Here is a 20,507-nt window from a genome sequence, read left to right on the forward strand (position 1 = left end):
TGTGTTATTTCGGACGTGTGGCATATACAATGCCCCCTAATCCAATGGCAAATCAACCGGTAAAGAACCCGTTTCATGGCAGAGAAAAGACCCACCAATAAATCGAATGAACCCCGTGACCGCCAGATGGAAGGTCTGAAACTTCCACCACATTCGCTGGAAGCGGAGCAATCGGTATTGGGCGGCCTGATGCTCGACAATGAACGCTGGGATAATGTCGCCGAGCGTGTTGTTGCTAACGATTTCTATAACCGCGCCCACCGTCTGATCTTCACAGAGATGCATCGGCTGCTGGAAATGAGCAAACCGATCGATCTGATCACGCTGTCCGAATCGCTCGAACTGCAAGGTTCATTGGAATCCGCCGGTGGCTTTGCCTATTTGGCCGAGCTGGCAAAGAACACCCCCAGCGCCGCTAACATCGGTGCCTACGCCGATATCGTGCGCGAGCGCGCCGTGGTACGTGAAATGATCTCCGTCGCCAATGAGATCGCCGACGCGGGCTACGATCCGCAGGGGCGCAGCAGCGAGGATCTGCTCGATCTGGCGGAATCCCGCGTCTTCCAGATCGCTGAAAACCGCGCCAGCAAAGATGAAGGCCCAAAAAGTATCGACCGCATTCTGGAAGATACCGTTTCCCGTATCGAGCAGCTTTACCAGAAACCACATGATGGCGTTACGGGTGTGGACACGGGCTATCAGGATCTCAACAAAAAAACCGCTGGCTTGCAGAAATCTGACCTGATCATCGTGGCAGCACGTCCATCAATGGGGAAAACCACCTTTGCGATGAACCTGTGCGAACATGCCGCGATGACTCAAGAAAAGCCCGTACTGATCTTCAGTCTGGAGATGCCCGGCGAACAGATCATGATGCGTATGCTCGCGTCTCTGTCGCGCGTGGATCAGACCCGCATTCGTACCGGTCAGTTGGACGATGAAGACTGGGCGCGCATTTCCAGCACCATGGGGATCCTGCTGGAAAAACGCAACATGTACATCGATGACTCCTCTGGCCTGACGCCGACCGACGTGCGATCCCGCGCCCGTCGCGTGTTCCGTGAACATAATGGCCTGAGCCTGATCATGATCGACTACCTGCAATTGATGCGCGTGCCGTCATTGTCCGACAACCGTACGCTGGAAATTGCAGAAATTTCCCGCTCGCTCAAAGCGTTGGCAAAAGAATTGCAGGTTCCTGTTGTCGCCCTGTCGCAGCTTAACCGTAGTCTGGAGCAGCGCGCCGACAAGCGCCCGGTTAACTCGGATCTGCGTGAATCCGGCTCCATCGAGCAGGATGCCGACCTGATTATGTTTATCTATCGTGATGAGGTTTATCACGAAAACAGCGACCTGAAAGGCATCGCTGAAATCATTCTGGGGAAACAGCGTAACGGCCCGATTGGTTCCGTTCGTTTGACCTTTAACGGGCAGTGGTCGCGCTTTGATAACTATGCCGGCCCACAATATGACGATGAATAACGCAGCGCTCAGTAATGACAACACTGCACTAAGGAACAAGAATGAAAACGGCAACTGCCGTCATTAACCGGCGTGCTTTGCGCCACAACCTGCAACGTATCCGTCAGCTAGCGCCTGACAGTCAGGTCGTTGCCGTCGTGAAAGCCAATGCCTACGGCCACGGCATGAGCGAAGCTGCCCATACTTTTTCCGACGCTGACTGCTACGGCGTCGCGCGACTCTCCGAAGCGCTGGCGCTACGCGCCGCGGGCATCACCAAGCCCATCGTCCTGCTGGAAGGCTTTTTCTCCGCCGACGACCTCCCGCTTCTGGTGGAGCACCAGTTAGAAACCGCCGTTCACAGCCCTGAACAGCTTGCCGCATTGGAACAGGCCGCGCTGCCACAGCCGATCCCCGTGTGGATGAAACTGGATAGCGGTATGCATCGCCTTGGCGTTCTGCCGGAACACGCCGACGCATTCTGGCAACGCCTGACCGAATGCCGCAACGTGGTGCAGCCAGTCAATATCATGAGCCACTTTTGCCGCGCCGATGAACCCGAAGCGGGAACCACCGAACGCCAACTGGCCTGCTTCGATGCCTTTACGCAAGGTAAACCCGGCGCACAGTCCATTGCGGCCTCCGGCGGTATTCTGCTGTGGCCGCAGTCGCACCGCGATCGCGTTCGTCCCGGAATTATTCTCTATGGCGTGTCGCCGCTGGATAACGAAGACGCCGCACATTTCGGCTTCCAGCCAGCCATGACCTTTACGTCTCACCTGATCGCGGTACGCGAACACAACTCAGGCGAAGCGGTCGGTTACGGCGGCACCTGGACCAGCCCGCGCAATACCCGTTTAGGCGTGGTCGCCGTCGGTTACGGCGATGGCTACCCGCGCTGCGCGCCAGCCGGTACGCCCGTGCTCGTCAACGGTCGCGAAGTGCCGCTTTCCGGCCGCGTATCGATGGATATGATTACGGTGGATTTAGGGCCGGATGCGCAGGACAAGGTCGGCGATGAGGTCATCCTTTGGGGGCCAACGCTACCGGTTGAACGCATTGCCGCACATACGGGTGCCAGCGCCTACGAACTGATCACGCGCTTAACCCAGCGCACCGCGTTGGAATACATCGACGGTGAATAAAAACGGACTGGCTAGTTTTTATCGGCAGGCTCATGACTTGCCGACCTTAAAACGGGTTATCTACTATACGGCAAGCTGGCTTGCCGTATCCGCTATCCTGACGCTGTTTGCCCTCATTAATTTCTATACTTTGAAACCGACGGACGTCGGCGGCACGCTGTTTGGCGGCATGTTTAGCGCGATGTTCGATCTCATCTACTGGTCTTGCGCGGCATCGGGTTTCTGCTTTCTGGCGCTCTTTCGGCTTTCAGGATGGCGTGTTGCCTGGATACTCGCGGGGCTGGTGCAAATCGGTATCAGCGCCCTGTGGCGCATTCAATATTGGCAGGATTATGAAAACGACAATGTGATACTCTCCCCGATGCCCGGTGAACTGTATGTTTCCATGCTGGTAGGCGCAGGCATGGCCGCCATTGGCATCGTGAAATATCGACACGCTCGGCGCAACCCAGTCGCTCAACGCCCAACCTATGCGAAAGCGGTCGCTGCATTGCTGCTCGTTGCGCTTTATTTCGCGCTCCCGCTGCATCTCTACCTACGTGAACCTCTCCCCTACTGCGCTTTCAGCCCTGACGGCCAGCAGTTAAGTATCTGTCTGGGAGAGAATGATGAGCGGATTATTGTGGAGTGATGGATTTACTGCCGTGTAGGCAGCTTAACAAGTATCAGGACTTTCACTTCACCAGACATAATCCGCGATTATTTAACCCAATCTTCCAACGTCAACCCCGGTACTCGCTCAAATTCTCTCAGATTATTGGTGACCAATATGGCCTTAGCACTGATGGCATGACCCGCGATGGCCGTATCATTCGGGCCAATAGGCGTGCCTGCTGCGGCTAGCGCGATTTTAATTTTCGTCGTAGCGTCTACTGCGGCGCTATCCCAAGGTAACACCGCATCGAGCGATACCTGACATAGGCCTATCGTCGATAAATAAAATCTTTGCCATACGTTCATGACCCTTTTTTTACGCATAGTCGTAGCTCATTGATTTTTAATTTTGATTATCAGCCCTGATAAAAAAGGGTTTTTCGGGAAAAATGGTTTATTTCCTTTTAAAATTAGGTAACTACCGTAAAATATGAACGGTTCACTGCCGTATAGGCAGCTTAGAAATGGCTGCAAAACTGGATCTGAACGCTGGCATCGTTCACTGCCGTATAGGCAGCTTAGAAATCCGGGCAAAAATAAGGCCCGCGATTATTAGCGTTCACTGCCGTATAGGCAGCTTAGAAACTGTAGACATCACTAATACGGTAAAGGCCATCGGTTCACTGCCGTATAGGCAGCTTAGAAAAATTAGTCGTTGGGTGATAGTCGTCCCATAGAGTTCACTGCCGTATAGGCAGCTTAGAAATTCCGGCACTGAACCATCCGGAGTTACCGGAGGTTCACTGCCGTATAGGCAGCTTAGAAAATGATGTTGAACGCATAGCCCGGCCGGATCTCAGTTCACTGCCGTACAGGCAGTTAAGAAAATTAAACGCGCCGAAAATCAGTAATAAAAAACTCATAGGCAACGCGGCCTAAAAAGCTGGTAGTCTGTTTGGCCGACTGCCTGATACTGTTTAGGAAACGCGATGTACCACATTGATGATTTCGATCTGAAAATCCTGACGCTGCTACAGACGAACGGCCGCCTGACCAATCAGGAACTGAGCGATCTGGTTGGGCTTTCCGCCTCGCAGTGTTCCCGCCGTCGCATCGCGCTAGAACAGGCACAGCTGATTCTCGGCTACCATGCCCGCCTGTCGCCGAACGCAGTCGGGTTGGAATGCCTAGGGTTAATTGAAGTGCGGTTGATCAACCATACCAGCGAATACGTTGAACGCTTTCACCAGATGCTGGGGGAAGTGGATGCCATCATCGATGCCTATAAAACCACGGGTGATGCCGATTATCTGTTAAAAGTCGCCGTGGCAGACCTGCCCGGACTCAGCACGCTGATTAGCCAGATTCTGTCGCAAAACAAAAGCGTCGCACACCTGAAAACCTCAGTGGTATTGAACCGCCTCAAAGAGAACGGTTTGATGATGCCAGAACTGCCTGCGTTGCCCTGAATTGGGGCAACTGCCTCTATTTGGTGCAAAAAATGAGTGCATCACGCAACAAACCCCATATAAACGCACGATCCAGCCAAATAAATAATAAAAAACGCATGAATCACGCATTATTTTCATTCATATAATTCAATACGTTGCTCTTATCGCAGTCAACATTACGCAGACACCAGCCGCTAAACAGCACTATCTGGTGCGATTCTTGCTTTGGTAAGCACATGTTTTTACGACAGTCTGTTGAGTGCTCACCATGGATAACGTTATTCCTACACAAAAAATATCACATACTCTGCTGGAAGATATTCTGGCGATCCTGATCGGCACGCTGATGGTGTCGTTTGGCGTTATCCTGCTGCGTCAGGCCGGCGCCCTCACCGGCGGCACCGCGGGCATCGCTTTTCTTATCCACTATCTGACCAACGTCTCCTTTGGCGTTGCCTTTTTCCTGCTGAATCTGCCCTTCTATTATCTGGCTGTGCGCCGTATGGGGTGGGAGTTCACGGTGAAAACGTTCTGCGCCGTCGGGCTGGTTTCTCTGTTTTCCGACCTGCATCCACTGTTCGTTCATTTCGATCAGCTCAACCCGTTCTACGCCACGCTGTTTGGCAATATCATTACCGGAATCGGCTTCGTGGTGCTGTTCCGCCATAAGGCCAGTCTCGGCGGCATGAATATTCTGGCGCTGTATCTTCAGGACAAATATGGCCTGCGGGCGGGAAAACTCCAGATGGGCGTTGACGTTGTGATTGTGCTGACTTCCCTGTTCGTGGTAAGCATACCGATGTTGATTGCTTCGATTCTGGGGGCAACCATTCTGAACCTGATTATCGCGATGAACCATCGCCCCGGCCGTTACGCGGCCTGATTATCCCCACCATCGTCGGGGTTGCGGTACCCATAAAAATGACACACTCAGGAGAGCTACACTGTGTTTCAAAACGTTGATACCTATGCCGGAGATCCTATCCTGTCTCTGATGGAAAAATTCAAACAGGATCCAAGAGCGGATAAGATCAATTTGAGTATCGGGCTCTACTACAACGAGCAGAATATTATCCCGCAGCTGCGCTCCGTCAGCGCGGCCGAAAGCAGCCTGAAACAGCCGGCTCAGAGCGCAAGCTCCTATCTGCCGATGGAAGGGTTACAGCCTTACCGTACCGCGATCCAACACCTGCTGTTTGGTGAAAACCACGCTGCGCTGGAAGCGGGTCGCATCGCCACCATCCAGACGCTGGGCGGTTCCGGTGCACTGAAAGTCGGTGCAGATTTCCTGAAACGCTACTTCCCGAACTCAGAAGTGTGGGTCAGCGATCCAACATGGGAAAACCATATTGCGATCTTTGAGGGCGCGGGCTTTAACGTTCACACCTATCCGTATTTCGATGGCGAAAACCTAGGCGTGAAATTTGACGCCATGCTCGCCACCCTGCAAACGTTGCCAGCGCGCAGCATCGTGCTGCTCCACCCGTGCTGCCACAACCCGACCGGTTCCGACCTCACCACCGAACAGTGGGATCGCGTCATTGAGGTTATCATCCAGCGTGAACTGATTCCGTTTATGGACATCGCCTATCAGGGCTTTGGCCTCGGGATTGAGCAGGATGCCTATGCGATTCGCGCCGTTGCCAGCGCGGGCGTTCCGGCACTCATCGCCAACTCGTTCTCCAAGATTTTCTCGCTGTATAGCGAGCGCGTTGGTGGCCTTTCTGTGGTGTGTGACGATGCCGACAGCGCACAGCGCGTGCTGGGTCAGTTAAAAGCGACCGTCCGTCGCAACTACTCTTCCCCGCCGAATTTCGGCGCACAGGTAGTTTCTAAAGTCCTGAATGACGGGCAGTTGAACGCTGACTGGAAAGCGGAAGTCGAAGAGATGCGCACCCGTATTCTGAGCATGCGTCAGGAGCTGGTTTCAGCACTGAAAAACGCGCTGCCGAACCGTAACTTCGACTACCTGCTCACCCAGCGCGGCATGTTCAGCTACACCGGTTTCAGCCCGGAACAGGTTGATCGTCTGCGTGAAGAATTCGGCGTCTACCTGATCGCCAGCGGCCGTATGTGTATGGCGGGGCTGAACCACAGCAACGTCCAGCGCGTCGCCGCCGCTTTCGCCGCGATTCAGTAAATTGTAAATGACAACGCCACTGGCTTAACCGACTCACATGAGTGAACTCGCTTAACCCAGTGGCTTGTGTTTTCAGTTAACTATCGCTGTCGTGCTATCTGTTCTCTACACTCAGACTGAAAGCAACACATCGACAAATCCGCCATGCGCTATCCCAACGAATAAAATATGACTCAGCTACGCTACCTTAACGGTTATCCCCCAGCAATTATTGCCCAAGTTCAAACGCTCCTTGATCAAGGCAAACTCGGCCCGTGGCTGGAAAAAAAATACCCTGACCGCCATCCGATCCAGAGTGACAAATCGCTCTATCAGTTTGTCGCCGAGCTGAAACAGCGCTATCTAAAAAACGCCCCGGCAATATCAAAGGTGCTTTACGACAATAAACAGAACCCGATCAAAGGGACGCTGGGAACCAATACCTTTGTGGCACGCGTGCAGGGCGGAAAATTAAAGTCCAATAATGAAATCCGAATAGCAACGCTATTCCGTGATGGGCCGGAAGATTTCCTGCGGATGATCGTGATACACGAACTCGCTCACCTCAAAGAAAAAGACCACAACAAGGCTTTCTACCAACTCTGCTGCCATATGGATCCTGATTATCACCAGCTGGAATTTGATATGCGAATCTGGCTGAACTGGCGAGAAATAAATTCAGGCGCGGTCTGAATTCACCGTTTATGATTGTTCGCTTTGCTTTGACGTTGCCTTAGCCGTATTATTTCCGAGCTGATGATTGATATATTTTCACTCAGCCTATTGATAAATTTTCTCATAAGGATTTGATATGGCTAATTTGATTTACGCCAGCATTAATGGTCAAAAACAGGGTTTAATATCATCGGGTTGCTCAACGCTCGATTCAATTGGTAATCGCTACCAAACAGGTCATGAAGATCAAATACAGGTATTAGGTTTAAATCATAGCATCAGCCGCGATCAGAATGTCGCTCATCACCCCATTCATTTTATTAAGCCAATCGATAAGTCGTCCCCGTTATTAGGAATGGCAATCTCTTATAATGAAAAGGTCGATGTGACATTTTATTTTTATCTCGTCAATTCCGCTGGGCAGTTAGAGCTTTATTATGAAGTCACCTTAACGGATGCGAGCATTGTCGACGTCACCTGTGTCTATCCGCACGTCATCGATAACAACGACATCATGCCGTATGAAAAAGTCCAGCTAAAATATAAAACCATAGCATGGAACCATAAGATCGCAGGCACGTCGGGTTATAGTATTTGGGAGGAAATGAGCCTCTAAAATTTATGACCTTTGATAACAAGCGCATCTTATCAGGTGTGCTTGTTATTCACTATTCATCACAAAGAGCGATATTTTTCACATATTTATTGGGATCCATTCAAGATATTTTAGGGCATATTTCATAACCATAATCTCTAAAATTATAAGACATGTAGAAAGATGAGAATGAACTAATTACAGCACCAACGATCATTATTATAAATAACCCTCCTCCAAATTTATTATTAATTTTCGCCACTTTATTATTTATTGCGGAATAAAAAAATAAATATGAAAAATAGAATAGCAAAGGAGAACCAAATACCATCAACCCAACTTTCCATGAAAACACTATCACATCATTTAAATGTAAAATATCCAAATATGAATTAAAAGAAAACCAACCAGTAAAGCATGTCAATAGAAAAATAAAAACTGCAAAAGCGCCAACTAATGGCCTATTTACCTTAACCAAGAATATATCCACCCTAAGCTTAAAAAATAAAAAATCATCAGATAATTGTTTACCATTCATCACAAAGAGAAATATCTTTCACATACTTACTGGGAGCTACCCATGAGTTATTAGGACAGATTTTATAATATTGAGCATTAAGATTATATGATATATAAATTGATGAAAAAAAACTAACAACCGCACCAAATATAGCCACAATAGCTAATGAGTTAGCTAGTTTATTATTCATTTTAGGCACTTCATTTTTTATAGCTGAATAAAATGCCAAATATGAAAAATAAAACAACAAAGGTGATCCAAATACCATTAAACCAAGTTTCCATGAAAAAATGATCACATCACTTTTTTGTAAAAAACTCAAATATCCATTGAAGGAAATCCAGCTAATAAAACATGAGATACAAAAAAGAAAAACTGCAAAAGCGCCAACTAATGGCCTATTTACCTTAACCACGGCTGTACCTCCCCCAGGCATGAAAGAATTGATCGGGATGGTATGGTGTATATTGTTTTTTATGTGATTTTAAATTTTTTATTATCGTCTCACTTATTTTATATTCGTTATCCAACCAAAGTAACGCAAAACTGACACCTAATCCCAATATAAATATACCAAAAGAAATAGCAATAACACTACCTCCTGCAACCATAAGCCCAGTAGCTGCCATTTTTGCTCCCCAAGCAACCCCAACCGATATAGCCAGCTTTGCCGCATCCATCGTTAAATTAACAAAGAAATCGGTTAGTGCGTATTCGTCTTTCACCATCAACTCAATGGCTCGATAAGCGCCTGAAAATACAATACAGAACCTTGCTCCAGTCGCAATACCACTTTCAATTCCTTTTGTACCTATCCCTATGTCGAGTATTTTTTGGTTACTGACTAAATATCGGGTGGCATCTAAATATTTTCTTACTCCTGGGTATCCAGATAGTTTTATGTACTTACTGCCATTCTTCCCGACATATTCCGTTGCCGTTACGCCGAACCCTTTCATCTCCATCACGATTCTGCTTACAGATACCGCTTCTGCAATATTCCCAGCAAACGATGAGATGGGGTCGGTACAACCAAATATTGCCGTTTTCCAGGAGTCATTAGGATTGGGTGTGCATAACGTCTTTAAAAAATACATCGCTTCCTGCGCAGTCAATATGGCATGAATATTATCGTTATTTATTTCGTTTAGTTGAGCATGTAATTTCTGATAGTTAATATCTGCATGCTGCTTTTTAAAATCAAGATGATCTTCTAACCGATAGTCATCATCCACAAGCGTTTTTAAAACGGGATCGTATTTCACAGTCACTCACTCCCTTGAATTTGACTTAAGTCAACGTGCTATTCCCCTATAAGGACACTTTAACGGAAAAATGATGATTTTTAAATGTTAATAATGCCGACCCCACAATTTTTCATTCCCTCTAAAATAAACTCATTACTTAAAAACGTTACGGAATAAGGCCATCAATATGCGTCATTTAACGAGGGTGAGCGCTGGCGCAGTACTACTTCGATAATAGCCAGACAACAGCGCTTAAGGTCGTGGATGAACTGCCTGTGCGGCAGTGAACAATTGTTATATTTTTACCATCCCTTACTGTCTTTTCTAAGCTGCCTGTACGGCAGTGAACACATCCGGTCTATCAGCATCGTCGGTCGGTAATTTCTAAGCTGCCTGTACGGCAGTGAACTACTAAATGCGTTTTTTGCCCCACAACATACGTTTCTAAGCTGCCTGTACGGCAGTGAACCTTGAGTTACGATCCCGTATGATATGCCAGCTTTTCTAAGCTGCCTGTACGGCAGTGAACTATCTGCGCCTAAATTGTTGGTCTGTGATCTGTTTCTAAGCTGCCTGTACGGCAGTGAACAATCCGGCCTTGCCCCCTGCCTTGCTGCTGGAGTTTCTAAGCTGCCTGTACGGCAGTGAACGTGTGGTCACACCCTCTACTGCGCGGTGCGATTTTCTAAGCTGCCTGTACGGCAGTGAACGTCAGCAGTGGGAATCCAGATTTAACGATGGCTTTCTAAGCTGCCTGTACGGCAGTGAACGGCGCGGATCTAACATTGAGATTTTCTGATGATTTCTAAGCTGCCTGTACGGCAGTGAACGAGTTCCGTGTGTTGCTTATATTCATCTTCCGTTTCTAAGCTGCCTGTACGGCAGTGAACCTGTGCGGCGGCGGTATTGTCCGTAATACTCATTTCTAAGCTGCCTGTACGGCAGTGAACGGACGTGCCCGCTGAGGGCATGGATACGGTCTTTTCTAAGCTGCCTGTACGGCAGTGAACATCCCAAAATCATGCGGCCAACAAACAGACGCTTTCTAAGCTGCCTGTACGGCAGTGAACGCACCGCAGCGGGCAGCGTCTGACTTTTTGCTTTTCTAAGCTGCCTGTACGGCAGTGAACGCGGTGCTGAGCTGGGAACGCTGGCCGTATCGTTTCTAAGCTGCCTGTACGGCAGTGAACCCCAGGCCCGACACATTGCAGAACGGGTTTCATTTCTAAGCTGCCTGTACGGCAGTGAACCATCAGGTCGATTTCTTCCGCCGTCAGTTCGCTTTCTAAGCTGCCTGTACGGCAGTGAACAGTTGTCGCGCGGTGCGATGGCTGAGCTTCAATTTCTAAGCTGCCTGTACGGCAGTGAACATTTAAGGTTCAACATTTTCAATAATCATGCTTTTCTAAGCTGCCTGTACGGCAGTGAACGCAATGGCGTAGGCAGCAGAGTACGCATTCTCTTTCTAAGCTGCCTGTACGGCAGTGAACGGATGAATTTGATAACAGGAGATTGATGTAATTTTCTAAGCTGCCTGTACGGCAGTGAACGAGCGCATGAATCTTCCCGTTGTTCCTGCTCATTTCTAAGCTGCCTGTACGGCAGTGAACTCAGCCTTGCGCTTCTCTTGCTGATCTGCGTATTTCTAAGCTGCCTGTACGGCAGTGAACTTTTTACACTCGTTTTCTGCTGCGCTGTCAGATTTCTAAGCTGCCTGTACGGCAGTGAACATCCTCAATCCCCATGTGCCGCAGTGGTGCGGTTTCTAAGCTGCCTGTACGGCAGTGAACCAATCAAAGTAAATGATATCAGGCTGCCTTCGTTTCTAAGCTGCCTGTACGGCAGTGAACTCATCGATAAGCGCTCTCCGTCTTTACGCTGGTTTCTAAGCTGCCTGTACGGCAGTGAACATGGCCTGTTTGACAAAGCCTATTTAATTATCTTTCTAAGCTGCCTGTACGGCAGTGAACCGTTGCCCGATTACTCTAACGGTTTGTTTTATTAGCAGCAATTGCCATTTTCGCCGCAAAAACCCTTTTTTTCAGCCTAGCCGTAACTCATTGATTATTAAACCTGTGAAATGGGCCAAATAAAAAGGGTCTGTGTTTGGGTAATATTTTTTGCAGCCACCATTTTCCCAGAATATTTGTGATAGTCTGATTTTCGTTAGTTTTCTTGACGATTATATTTTTCTTTATCAAATAGTTAGCCTGCGATTTATTCCGCTGGCGTCACCGCTATTATCGATTACGGCAGAAAATACATGATGGATAACGCCTTTAGCCCTTCGGACTTAAAAACCATTCTGCATTCCAAACGCGCCAATGTTTATTACCTCCAGCATTGCCGCATTCTCGTTAACGGTGGCCGTGTCGAATATGTCACGGAAGAAGGAAACCAGTCTCTGTACTGGAATATCCCCATCGCCAATACCAGCGTTGTGATGCTGGGAACCGGCACCTCCGTCACGCAGGCAGCGATGCGGGAGTTCGCCAGAGCAGGTGTAATGGTTGGCTTTTGTGGCGGCGGCGGTACACCGCTGTTTGCGGCCAACGAGGCGGAAGTGGCGGTATCCTGGCTATCGCCGCAGAGCGAATATCGGCCAACCGAGTATTTGCAGGATTGGGTCAGCTTTTGGTTCGATGATGAGAAAAGGCTCGCCGCCGCCATCGCTTTCCAACAGGTGCGGATAACACAAATTCGTCAGCACTGGCTGGGCTCTCGTCTGTCCCGCGAATCTCACTTTACCTTTAAGGCCGACCACCTTCAGGCGCTTCTGAATCGCTATGAAAAAGGGCTAACCGACTGCCGCACCAGCAATGACGTGCTGGTGCAGGAAGCGATGATGACCAAAGCCCTGTACAAACTGGCCGCTAATGCCGTGAGCTATGGCGACTTTACTCGTGCCAAACGCGGCGGTGGCACCGATCTGGCTAACCGCTTTCTCGATCACGGTAATTATCTGGCTTACGGGCTGGCCGCCGTCTCGACATGGGTCTTGGGTCTGCCGCACGGGTTAGCGGTGTTACACGGTAAAACTCGCCGTGGCGGGCTGGTATTCGACGTTGCCGATTTAATTAAAGATGCACTTGTACTGCCGCAGGCCTTTATCGCCGCGATGGAAGGCGAAGATGAGCAAGAATTTCGTCAGCGCTGCCTGACTGCATTCCAACAATCCGAGGCGCTGGATGTCATGATCGGCAGTTTGCAGGATGTCGCCAGCACGCTGAGTCAGGTGGGTCGATGAACATTCTGCTGATTTCAGAATGCAATAAGCGCGCGCTGGTCGAAACCAGACGGATACTGGATCAGTTTGCAGAACGCAAGGGCGAGCGCACGTGGCAAACCGCTATCACGCTAGAAGGGCTGAACACGCTACGCAAGCTGCTGCGCAAAACGGCGCGTCGTAATACGGCTGTCGCCTGTCACTGGGTTCGTAGTGCGAATCATACCGAACTGCTGTGGATCGTCGGTAATTTACGGCGTTTTAATACGCAGGGGAGCGTGCCGACCAACACCACCAGCCGCGATATTTTGCGCTCGAAAGATGAAAACCCATGGCACAGCGCCGAGGTGTTTAGCCTGCTGGCGGCCATTGCTGGGTTATTTCACGATGTCGGCAAGGCCAATGCGCTATTCCAGGCGGGGTTGAGCGGCACAGGTCCACGCAGCCAACCGTATCGCCATGAGTGGGTGTCGCTGCGGCTGTTTCAGGCCTTCGTAGGGGAGCAAGACGACAAAGGCTGGTTAACCGCGCTCAGCACGATGACGCCAGAGGCAGAAACAACCCTGCTGACAGCCCTACAGCGGGATAAGCAAACGCCCAGTAGTAGCCCATTTCGCACTTTGCCGCCGCTGGCACAGGTTATCGCCTGGCTGATTGTTTCTCACCATCGGCTGCCTGTGTTTAACAAATCGACAGAGCTTGCCCCCAACAGCAGTGAACCCCAACTCGACTATGCAGAAACATGGTTAACCGACCATCTCTCGGCACAATGGAATGCACTCAATCATTGCAAGCCCAATGTCACGTCTGCCGATCTGGCACAGGTGTGGCAGTTTCCGCATGGCACACCGCTACGCAGCAGCGTCTGGCGTGAGAAAGCGCGCAAGTTTGCAGATCGTGCATTGAAGCTCCCTTCATTTATTCATTTTGCTCAGTTAGACCAACGGCTGACCGTGCATCTGGCGCGTCTCGCACTCATGCTAGCGGACCACCACTATTCGGCTGGTGCCGCAACGGTTGGCTGGCAGGACATGGCTTATTCCGTCTGGGCTAACACCGATCGCAAAACGGGGGAATATAAACAGAAGCTGGACGAACACTGCGTCGGCGTCGGGCAAAACGCGCTGCTGCTGGGACGCAGCCTGCCACATCTGCGCGACACGCTACCCGCGATTACTCGCCATAAAGGATTTCGTCAGCGCAGCACGCACCCGCGCTTTCGCTGGCAGGATCGCGCCTTCGATCTCGCCTGTTCCATTCGGGAATCCAGCAAGCAGCATGGTTTTTTCGGCGTCAATATGGCGTCGACAGGCCGGGGGAAAACCTTTGCTAACGCCCGAATTATGTATGGTCTATCAGACGAGTCTACCGGCTGTCGCTTCTCGGTCGCGCTGGGGTTACGCACGCTGACGCTACAAACCGGTGATGCACTACGGCAGCGCTTAACGCTGGATGAAGACGACTTAGCGGTGCTGATTGGTTCACAGGCCGTGCAAGATCTCCATGAAATGCGGCAGGACAATGAGACGCGCCAACAAAACACGCCGCAGACGGGCAGTGAATCCGCCGATCCGCTGTTCTCTGAACATCAATATGTTCGTTACGATGGCTCTCTGGACGATGGCAGGTTAAAGACGTGGCTGGAACGTAGCCCCACCCTGCATCAATTACTGAGTGCACCGGTGCTGATCACCACCATCGATCACCTGATGCCCGCAACGGAAAGTCTGCGCGGCGGCCACCAAATTGCCCCGATGCTACGGCTATTGACCTCCGATCTGGTGCTAGATGAACCGGATGATTTTGGGCTGGAAGATCTTCCCGCGCTCTGCCGATTGGTGAACTGGGCAGGCATGCTGGGATCGCGTGTTCTACTTTCCTCGGCCACGTTGCCACCCGCGTTAATTCGTGCGCTGTTCGGTGCCTATCTTGATGGCCGTGCCGCCTGGCAACAGGCTTACGGCACGCCGAATACACCGCTTAACGTGTGCTGCGGCTGGTTTGATGAATTTGATTGTCAGCATGAGCAATACGGCGACGTGAAAGGCTTCATGACCCAGCACGATGCGTTCGTTCAGCAGCGGCTGAAGAATCTTACCAAAGATGAACTTCCGCTTCGGCTGGCTTCCATTGTGCCCGTCAGCAGCCCCAGCAAAAATAAAGATGATGTTCATCTGGCCGTCGCGCAGGCGATCCACCCACTGCTGCGCGATTTACATTCACAGCATCACCAACAGCATAAGAGCGGAAAAACCGTCTCGCTGGGGCTGGTCAGAATGGCAAACATCAACCCATTGGTTGCCGTCGCCCGCCAGTTGCTTGCCATCCCCTCGCCGCCGGACACCGGTATTCATTACTGCATTTATCACAGCCAACATCCGCTGGCGATGCGTTCCTATATTGAGCAACGGCTTGATGCTGCGCTGATGCGTAACGACGCCGATGCGCTATGGCAGGTAGATGAAATTCGTCAGGCGATAGAAAACTCGCCGCAGCAGCATCATATCTTTGTGGTGTTAGCGACCTCAGTCGCCGAGGTCGGTAGAGATCATGATTACGATTGGGCGATTGTCGAACCCAGCTCAATGCGTTCGTTCATTCAGCTTGCCGGACGAATATTACGCCATCGGCAGAATGAACAGCATGTACCTAAAACCCCCAATATCACCCTACTTAGCCACAATATTCGCGCGCTGAAAGGTGAAGACGTCGCGTACTGTAAACCCGGCTTTGAGTCGAAGGATGAGAGGCTGGATACGCACGATCTTCGTCAGTTATTGCAGGAGGAGGACTACCGTCATCTCAACGCCGCCCCGCGCATTGTGCAACCGGCGCCCCTCACCAAACCGTTTTCACTGGTGGCGTTAGAACATGCGGTTTTAGGAAAAACGCTGCTTGGCCTAAAAAATCAAAAGCTTGATGGGCTGAAACGCCCGCCCGCCGCATTCTGGTGGCGCGCACATCCGCACTGGAACGGTGAACTCCAACGGCGTACGCCGTTTCGTCAATCGGCAAAAGATGAATCGTACACCCTGTGGATCGCCGACGACGATGAAGATGCCGTTTTCATGATTCCGGACGACGGCCCCAACAAGTGGAAGCAAAGCGATGTTATCCGCCCCACGTCACTGCACATGGCAGAAGGCGTTTGTGCGTGGATCGATCCCGACTACCACGCGTTGTATCAACGGCTGGCGGACGAGAAACAGTGGGAACTCAAACGGGTTAGCGCCCGCTTCGGCGAAATTCGCCTGCGGGAAGACGAGGAAAAAGACTGGCTCTGGCATCCACTGCTGGGGGTGTTTGCACTGTGACAAGAATAACAATAGGAGGAGGAATGGCAGAAAACAGGCTGACACAGTTCATCGTGTCCTACGTGACGAATCGAAAGCAGGCCAAGCTGGATGCGTTCGATAAAGAGGCAGAGAAGAAATGTGCAGCGCTCAGCGGCGAAGCGTTAGCCGCAGAGGAATTGGAGCTGGCCGAGAAGCGGCGAGAGATCGAGCAAAAACATGAGGTTCGCGCTTGGTTAACCAATGCCGCCAGCCGCGCCGGGCAAATCAGCTTGGTCACCCACGCGCTGAAATATACTCACAGCGATGCTAAAGGCAGCAGCATCTTTAGCGCTGAAGCGGCAGCAGATGCTAGAACGCTTTCCACCGCGACATTGGCACAACCTGCTATTGATGTAGTGGGAAACGCAGCCGTATTGGATGTTGCTGGGCTGTTACAGACCGAGCACGAAGGTGATTCGCTGGTCGTAGCCTTACAGCGTGGTGACCACCGCGCACTGGAAGCGCTGGCAGAAAGCCCCGAACAGTTCGCATTGTGGCTGGCAGGCTTTCAGAAGGTCTTTACCGATCGACAGCCCAGCTCACATAAGTTGGCCAAGCAGATCTATTTCCCACTCGAAAGCGGTGAATACCATCTGCTCAGCCCACTTTACTCCTCGTCGCTGGCACAAGCACTTCATCAGCGTATTAATGCCGTGCGTTTTGGCGATAAGGCAAAAGCGATTCGTCAGGCGCAAAAAGCAAACCAGTGGCACGAACAGCTATCTATCAGCTACCCCAATCTGGCAGTACAGAATAGGGGAGGTTCTAATAAGCAAAATATTTCATCTTTGAATGTCACACGTAATGGCCGTTCCTATTTGCTCAGCAGTGCCCCACCGCAGTGGAACAGCGTTGAAAAACCACCGCAGCAGCATGAATCCATTTTCCGGCCACGCGGCGAGGTGGACTACTACACCCGCGCGACCTTAGCGCACATGCAGCGCTTTCTGCTCAGCGTCAAAGAGGTGGAAAACAATCGCGACATTCGTCAACAGCGCCTGCGTTACCTCGACCAGTTGATCGATCAGCTCTTCTTCTATGTTGCCAGCGTGCAGAATCTACCCGCCGGCTGGAGTGCACAGTCAGAGCTGAAACGCGCCCAGCAGCTGTGGCTCGATCCCTATCGTGCAGAAACGGATACGGTTTTCCGCCGCGAGCGTGAAGCAGGAGGCTGGCAAAAGGCCGTGGCCTACGATTTTGGTCGCTGGCTGAACCGCCGACTCAAGCATGAAGAATTGATCTTCGGCGAAGTCGAACGCAGAGAATGGTCCACCGCAGCACTGTTCAAGCGCCGGATGCGCGAAATGGAAAGTAGCCTAAAAGAGGATCTGGCATGAGCACGCTGATTATTCTGCATCGTATCAAAGTCGAAAACGCCAACGCCATTGCCGGGCTGACCTATGGATTCCCCGCTGTTACGCACTTTCTTGGTTTTACCCATGCGCTGTCGCGTAAATTGCAGGCCAGCCACGGGTTGACGCTGGAAGGTTGCGGCGTGGTGAGCCATCAACATCAGCTACACGCCTATGGTTCCAGTTGGGAACGGAGCTTCGCTCTGACCCGCAACCCACTGACCAAAGAAGCGAAAACCGCCGCCTTCAATGAAGAAGGCCGTATGCACATGACCGTTTCGCTGCTAATCCGCTGCGAGGGACAGATTCCGGCGGATACCACGGCATTGCGTGATTTCCTCACCCAGCAGGCACAGTGCCAGCGGCTGGCGGGCGGCACGATTGTCGATATCGAGCGCGTCACCATTCAGTCATTACCCAGCGACGCAGTGGAAACCCGTAAAGTTATGCGCCGTTTGTTACCTGGCTTTGTACTAAAAGATCGCACATCGCTACTGCATGACCATTTCCAGACGCTACAGCAGGACAATCCGCACGCAGAACTGATTGATGCCTGGCTGGATTTCGCCGCGTTAAAAATGCGGGCAGAGCGCGATCCCAACGGGAGCAGTGTACAGTGGCAATACCAGCCCAAACCCGGTGGCGGCGGCTTCCTGATCCCGCTAATGATCGGCTACCGCGCCATTTCGCCGCTTTATGCCCCCGGTGAAGTCGATAAAACCCGCGATCCGCACACGCCATTCTGTTTTGCCGAAGCCGCCTACGGCATCGGGGAATGGCAAGGCGCGCACCGTATCAGCGATATCCACCAGATACTCTGGGAGTACGGCTACCAGAACGGCGATTATCACTGCCGCCAATTAGCGGATACCGATTCAACAGCAGAAGACACTTCCTACGAATTCGATGACTAAAAAGGACGACATCATGGCAAAAGCACCAACAAGCTTAAAAACTGCATCGGTACTGGCTTTTGAACGCAAGCTGGCGAATTCGGACGCAGTAATGTACGCAGGTAACTGGGCGCAGCAGGACAACTGGACGCCGATTGCCATTCAGGAGAAATCGGTGCGCGGGACGATCTCCAACCGCCAACCGAATGCAGTAACTAGCGATCCTGGCAAGCTAAATCAAAAAATTGAAAATGCTAATTTGCAAAAAGTGGACGTTGCCGCCCTTCCCTTCGGTGCCGATACCCTGAAAATCGAGTTCACCCTTCGCGTGCTGGGTAATCTGGCGCAGCCCTCGGTCTGTAACGATCCGGATTATCAAACCGCATTGGGTAACATCATCGCCGGATACGCTCAGGATCAGGGTTTTGGCACACTGGCGGCACGCTATGCGGAAAATATCGCGAACGGCCGTTTTCTGTGGCGCAACCGCATTGGTGCAGAGGCGATCCGCATCGTCGTCACCAAAAAAGGTGAACGGAGTTGGGAATTTAACGGTGAAGACTATTCACTGCGCCAGTTCAGCCAACCAGCCGGTGACCTTGCCGCACTAGCACAGGCCATTGAGCAAGGGCTGGCTGGCGACTCATCGGTGCTTTTTACCGTGGAAGCTTACGTACAGCTCGGTAACGGGCAAGAAGTTTTCCCTTCTCAGGAACTCATTCTTGATAAACAAGTGAATAAAGATAAAGGTAAAATCCTCTATCAGGTCAATGATGTCGCCGCGATTCATTCACAGAAAATCGGTAACGCGTTGCGCACCATCGACGACTGGCATCCGGCGGCGGATGAGGCTGGCCCGATTGCCGTCGAACCCTACGGTTCCGTCACCAGCCGAGGCCAAGCCTACCGCCAGCCCAGAGATAAAATGGATTTTTACACGCTGCTGGATAACTGGGTGATTAAAGGCGATGTACCTGCGCCAGAGCAGCAGCATTATGTGATCGCCACGCTGATTCGCGGCGGCGTGTTTGGTGAAAAAGGCGAATAAGGTGGCGGTATGGATCACTACATTGATATTCGCGTCCAGCCCGATCTTGAGTTCACGGCCTCGCAGCTCTTGAACGCGCTGTTTGCCAAACTGCACCGAGCGCTCGGACAGGTGGCAGATGGCAAGATTGGGATCAGTTTTCCCCAAGTGGGTAAAACGCTGGGGGAATGTCTGCGGCTGCACGGTACAAAAGAGGCGCTCTCTACACTGGAGCAAACGGCCTGGCTGAAAGGATTGCGGGATTACACGCAGGTTTCCGCGTGTACAGCCGTACCTAACGGTGTGAAATTTCGCACCGTGCGCCGCGTTCAGCTCAAGAGCAGCGCCGAACGGTTACGCCGACGCTCGGTCAGCAAAGGCTGGTTGACGGAAGCGGAAGCCGCAGCACGTATCCCCGATGCGGTGGAAAAACGCAGCGCACTGCCGTTTGTGCAAATCAAAAGCTTGTCCAACGGGCAGATGTTTTTCGTGTTTGTGGAACATGGCCCGCTACAGGACGCCCCCGTCGCAGGCCGCTTCTCTTCTTACGGTTTAAGCGCAGAAGCCACCGTTCCGTGGTTCTAACCCTTTTTTAGCGGCCAACTGCAAGCTATTGATTTTTAATTGCAGTTGGTCACCCTAATAAAAAGGGTTTTTCGCCAAAAAAGTCATATTCTCTTTAACAATCTGGTGGTTAGTGTAAAAACTTAACGGTTCACTGCCGCATAGGCAGCTTAGAAAAAAGGGCAATCGATTCTGGGAGGCCCGTAGCAGTTCACTGCCGCATAGGCAGCTTAGAAAGATGCAATTTTTCTGACATTACATCAGAGCAGGTTCACTGCCGCATAGGCAGCTTAGAAAAACGTG

Annotated in this window: 17 protein-coding genes, 1 pseudogene and 3 CRISPR repeat arrays (1 of these 21 cut by a window edge); of the genes and pseudogenes, 14 read left to right on the forward strand and 4 right to left on the reverse strand. The window is 51.2% G+C overall.

Translation table 11 applies throughout. The features are described from left to right. Positions 1-75: 75 nt before the first annotated feature. From dnaB to EIP93_RS18415, 3 genes are read left to right on the forward strand one after another with little or no spacing between them, the layout of a single operon-like run. On the forward strand, positions 76-1,482 hold the full coding sequence (gene dnaB / locus EIP93_RS18405; RefSeq protein WP_010295074.1) for a replicative DNA helicase: 1,407 nt from the start codon (positions 76-78) through the stop codon (positions 1,480-1,482). A 41-nt stretch (positions 1,483-1,523) separates the two neighbouring features. Next, on the forward strand, positions 1,524-2,606 hold the full coding sequence (gene alr, locus EIP93_RS18410; protein ID WP_103942349.1) for an alanine racemase: 1,083 nt from the start codon (positions 1,524-1,526) through the stop codon (positions 2,604-2,606). Next, on the forward strand, positions 2,599-3,237 hold the full coding sequence (locus EIP93_RS18415) for a hypothetical protein (protein ID WP_125233093.1): 639 nt from the start codon (positions 2,599-2,601) through the stop codon (positions 3,235-3,237). Before alr ends, EIP93_RS18415 begins: the two co-directional genes overlap by 8 nt. Positions 3,238-3,305: 68 nt before the next feature. On the opposite strand, the pseudogene EIP93_RS18420 reads toward EIP93_RS18415, so the two are convergent. Next, positions 3,306-3,512, reverse strand: a pseudogene (locus EIP93_RS18420) (PIN domain-containing protein); the annotation flags it as partial. Between the two features lie 185 nt (positions 3,513-3,697). Beyond that, positions 3,698-4,087: direct repeats of the CRISPR family, unit length 28 nt; unit sequence GTTCACTGCCGTATAGGCAGCTTAGAAA. 102 nt (positions 4,088-4,189) lie between these two features. On the opposite strand from EIP93_RS18420, the gene EIP93_RS18425 reads away from it, so the two are divergent. The 5 genes from EIP93_RS18425 to EIP93_RS18445 all read left to right on the forward strand — a co-directional run bounded on the left by EIP93_RS18425 (position 4,190) and on the right by EIP93_RS18445 (position 8,061). Beyond that, the gene (locus tag EIP93_RS18425; protein ID WP_010295086.1) at positions 4,190-4,669 is read left to right on the forward strand and encodes an Lrp/AsnC family transcriptional regulator; all 480 of its coding nucleotides are present in this window, start codon (positions 4,190-4,192) and stop codon (positions 4,667-4,669) included. A gap of 250 nt (positions 4,670-4,919) precedes the next feature. Then, a complete protein-coding gene (locus EIP93_RS18430) occupies positions 4,920-5,534 on the forward strand; it encodes a YitT family protein (protein ID WP_103942346.1) in 615 nt (204 codons plus the stop codon). A gap of 63 nt (positions 5,535-5,597) precedes the next feature. Further along, positions 5,598-6,791: an amino acid aminotransferase gene (locus tag EIP93_RS18435; protein ID WP_039545682.1), complete on the forward strand. Its 1,194-nt coding sequence runs from the start codon at positions 5,598-5,600 to the stop codon at positions 6,789-6,791. 168 nt (positions 6,792-6,959) lie between these two features. Next, on the forward strand, positions 6,960-7,463 hold the full coding sequence (locus tag EIP93_RS18440; RefSeq protein WP_039507077.1) for a M48 family metallopeptidase: 504 nt from the start codon (positions 6,960-6,962) through the stop codon (positions 7,461-7,463). A 118-nt stretch (positions 7,464-7,581) separates the two neighbouring features. Beyond that, a complete protein-coding gene (locus tag EIP93_RS18445) occupies positions 7,582-8,061 on the forward strand; it encodes an Hcp family type VI secretion system effector (RefSeq protein WP_125233094.1) in 480 nt (159 codons plus the stop codon). Positions 8,062-8,161: 100 nt separating this feature from the next. Here EIP93_RS18445 and EIP93_RS18450 read toward each other — a convergent pair whose 3' ends face one another. The 3 genes from EIP93_RS18450 to EIP93_RS18460 are packed head-to-tail and all read right to left on the reverse strand — an operon-like array spanning position 8,162 to position 9,825. Beyond that, positions 8,162-8,518 carry a DUF1240 domain-containing protein gene (locus tag EIP93_RS18450; RefSeq protein WP_125233361.1) on the reverse strand — a complete coding sequence of 119 codons (357 nt, stop codon included), beginning with the start codon at positions 8,516-8,518 and terminating at the stop codon, positions 8,162-8,164. A 49-nt stretch (positions 8,519-8,567) separates the two neighbouring features. Further along, on the reverse strand, positions 8,568-8,975 hold the full coding sequence (locus tag EIP93_RS18455; RefSeq protein ID WP_116361792.1) for a DUF1240 domain-containing protein: 408 nt from the start codon (positions 8,973-8,975) through the stop codon (positions 8,568-8,570). Further along, positions 8,968-9,825 carry a hypothetical protein gene (locus tag EIP93_RS18460; protein ID WP_080738469.1) on the reverse strand — a complete coding sequence of 286 codons (858 nt, stop codon included), beginning with the start codon at positions 9,823-9,825 and terminating at the stop codon, positions 8,968-8,970. Before EIP93_RS18460 ends, EIP93_RS18455 begins: the two co-directional genes overlap by 8 nt. Positions 9,826-10,128: 303 nt before the next feature. Continuing rightward, positions 10,129-11,777: a CRISPR direct-repeat array (repeat unit 28 nt; unit sequence TTTCTAAGCTGCCTGTACGGCAGTGAAC). Between the two features lie 296 nt (positions 11,778-12,073). Here EIP93_RS18460 and cas1f point away from each other — a divergent pair. Genes cas1f through cas6f form a run of 6 tightly spaced genes read left to right on the forward strand, consistent with a single transcriptional unit; the run spans position 12,074 to position 20,225 of the window. Then, entirely contained in the window at positions 12,074-13,054 is a 981-nt protein-coding gene (gene cas1f, locus EIP93_RS18465) for a type I-F CRISPR-associated endonuclease Cas1f (RefSeq protein ID WP_125233362.1), read from the forward strand. Next, entirely contained in the window at positions 13,051-16,347 is a 3,297-nt protein-coding gene (cas3f, locus tag EIP93_RS18470) for a type I-F CRISPR-associated helicase Cas3f (protein ID WP_125233095.1), read from the forward strand. Before cas1f ends, cas3f begins: the two co-directional genes overlap by 4 nt. Positions 16,348-16,370: 23 nt before the next feature. Next, entirely contained in the window at positions 16,371-17,705 is a 1,335-nt protein-coding gene (gene csy1 / locus EIP93_RS18475; protein ID WP_125233096.1) for a type I-F CRISPR-associated protein Csy1, read from the forward strand. After that, positions 17,702-18,634 carry a type I-F CRISPR-associated protein Csy2 gene (gene csy2 / locus EIP93_RS18480; RefSeq protein WP_125233097.1) on the forward strand — a complete coding sequence of 311 codons (933 nt, stop codon included), beginning with the start codon at positions 17,702-17,704 and terminating at the stop codon, positions 18,632-18,634. The genes csy1 and csy2 overlap by 4 nt, the downstream gene beginning before the upstream one ends. A gap of 13 nt (positions 18,635-18,647) precedes the next feature. Beyond that, complete coding sequence (gene csy3 / locus EIP93_RS18485; protein ID WP_125233098.1) at positions 18,648-19,661, forward strand: type I-F CRISPR-associated protein Csy3; 1,014 nt, start codon at positions 18,648-18,650, stop codon at positions 19,659-19,661. A gap of 9 nt (positions 19,662-19,670) precedes the next feature. Further along, complete coding sequence (gene cas6f / locus EIP93_RS18490; RefSeq protein WP_125233099.1) at positions 19,671-20,225, forward strand: type I-F CRISPR-associated endoribonuclease Cas6/Csy4; 555 nt, start codon at positions 19,671-19,673, stop codon at positions 20,223-20,225. A gap of 128 nt (positions 20,226-20,353) precedes the next feature. Then, positions 20,354-20,507: a CRISPR direct-repeat array (repeat unit 28 nt; unit sequence GTTCACTGCCGCATAGGCAGCTTAGAAA); it runs 534 nt beyond the window's last position.

Source organism: Pectobacterium versatile (genome assembly GCF_003932035.1).
Lineage (GTDB): Bacteria > Pseudomonadota > Gammaproteobacteria > Enterobacterales > Enterobacteriaceae > Pectobacterium > Pectobacterium versatile.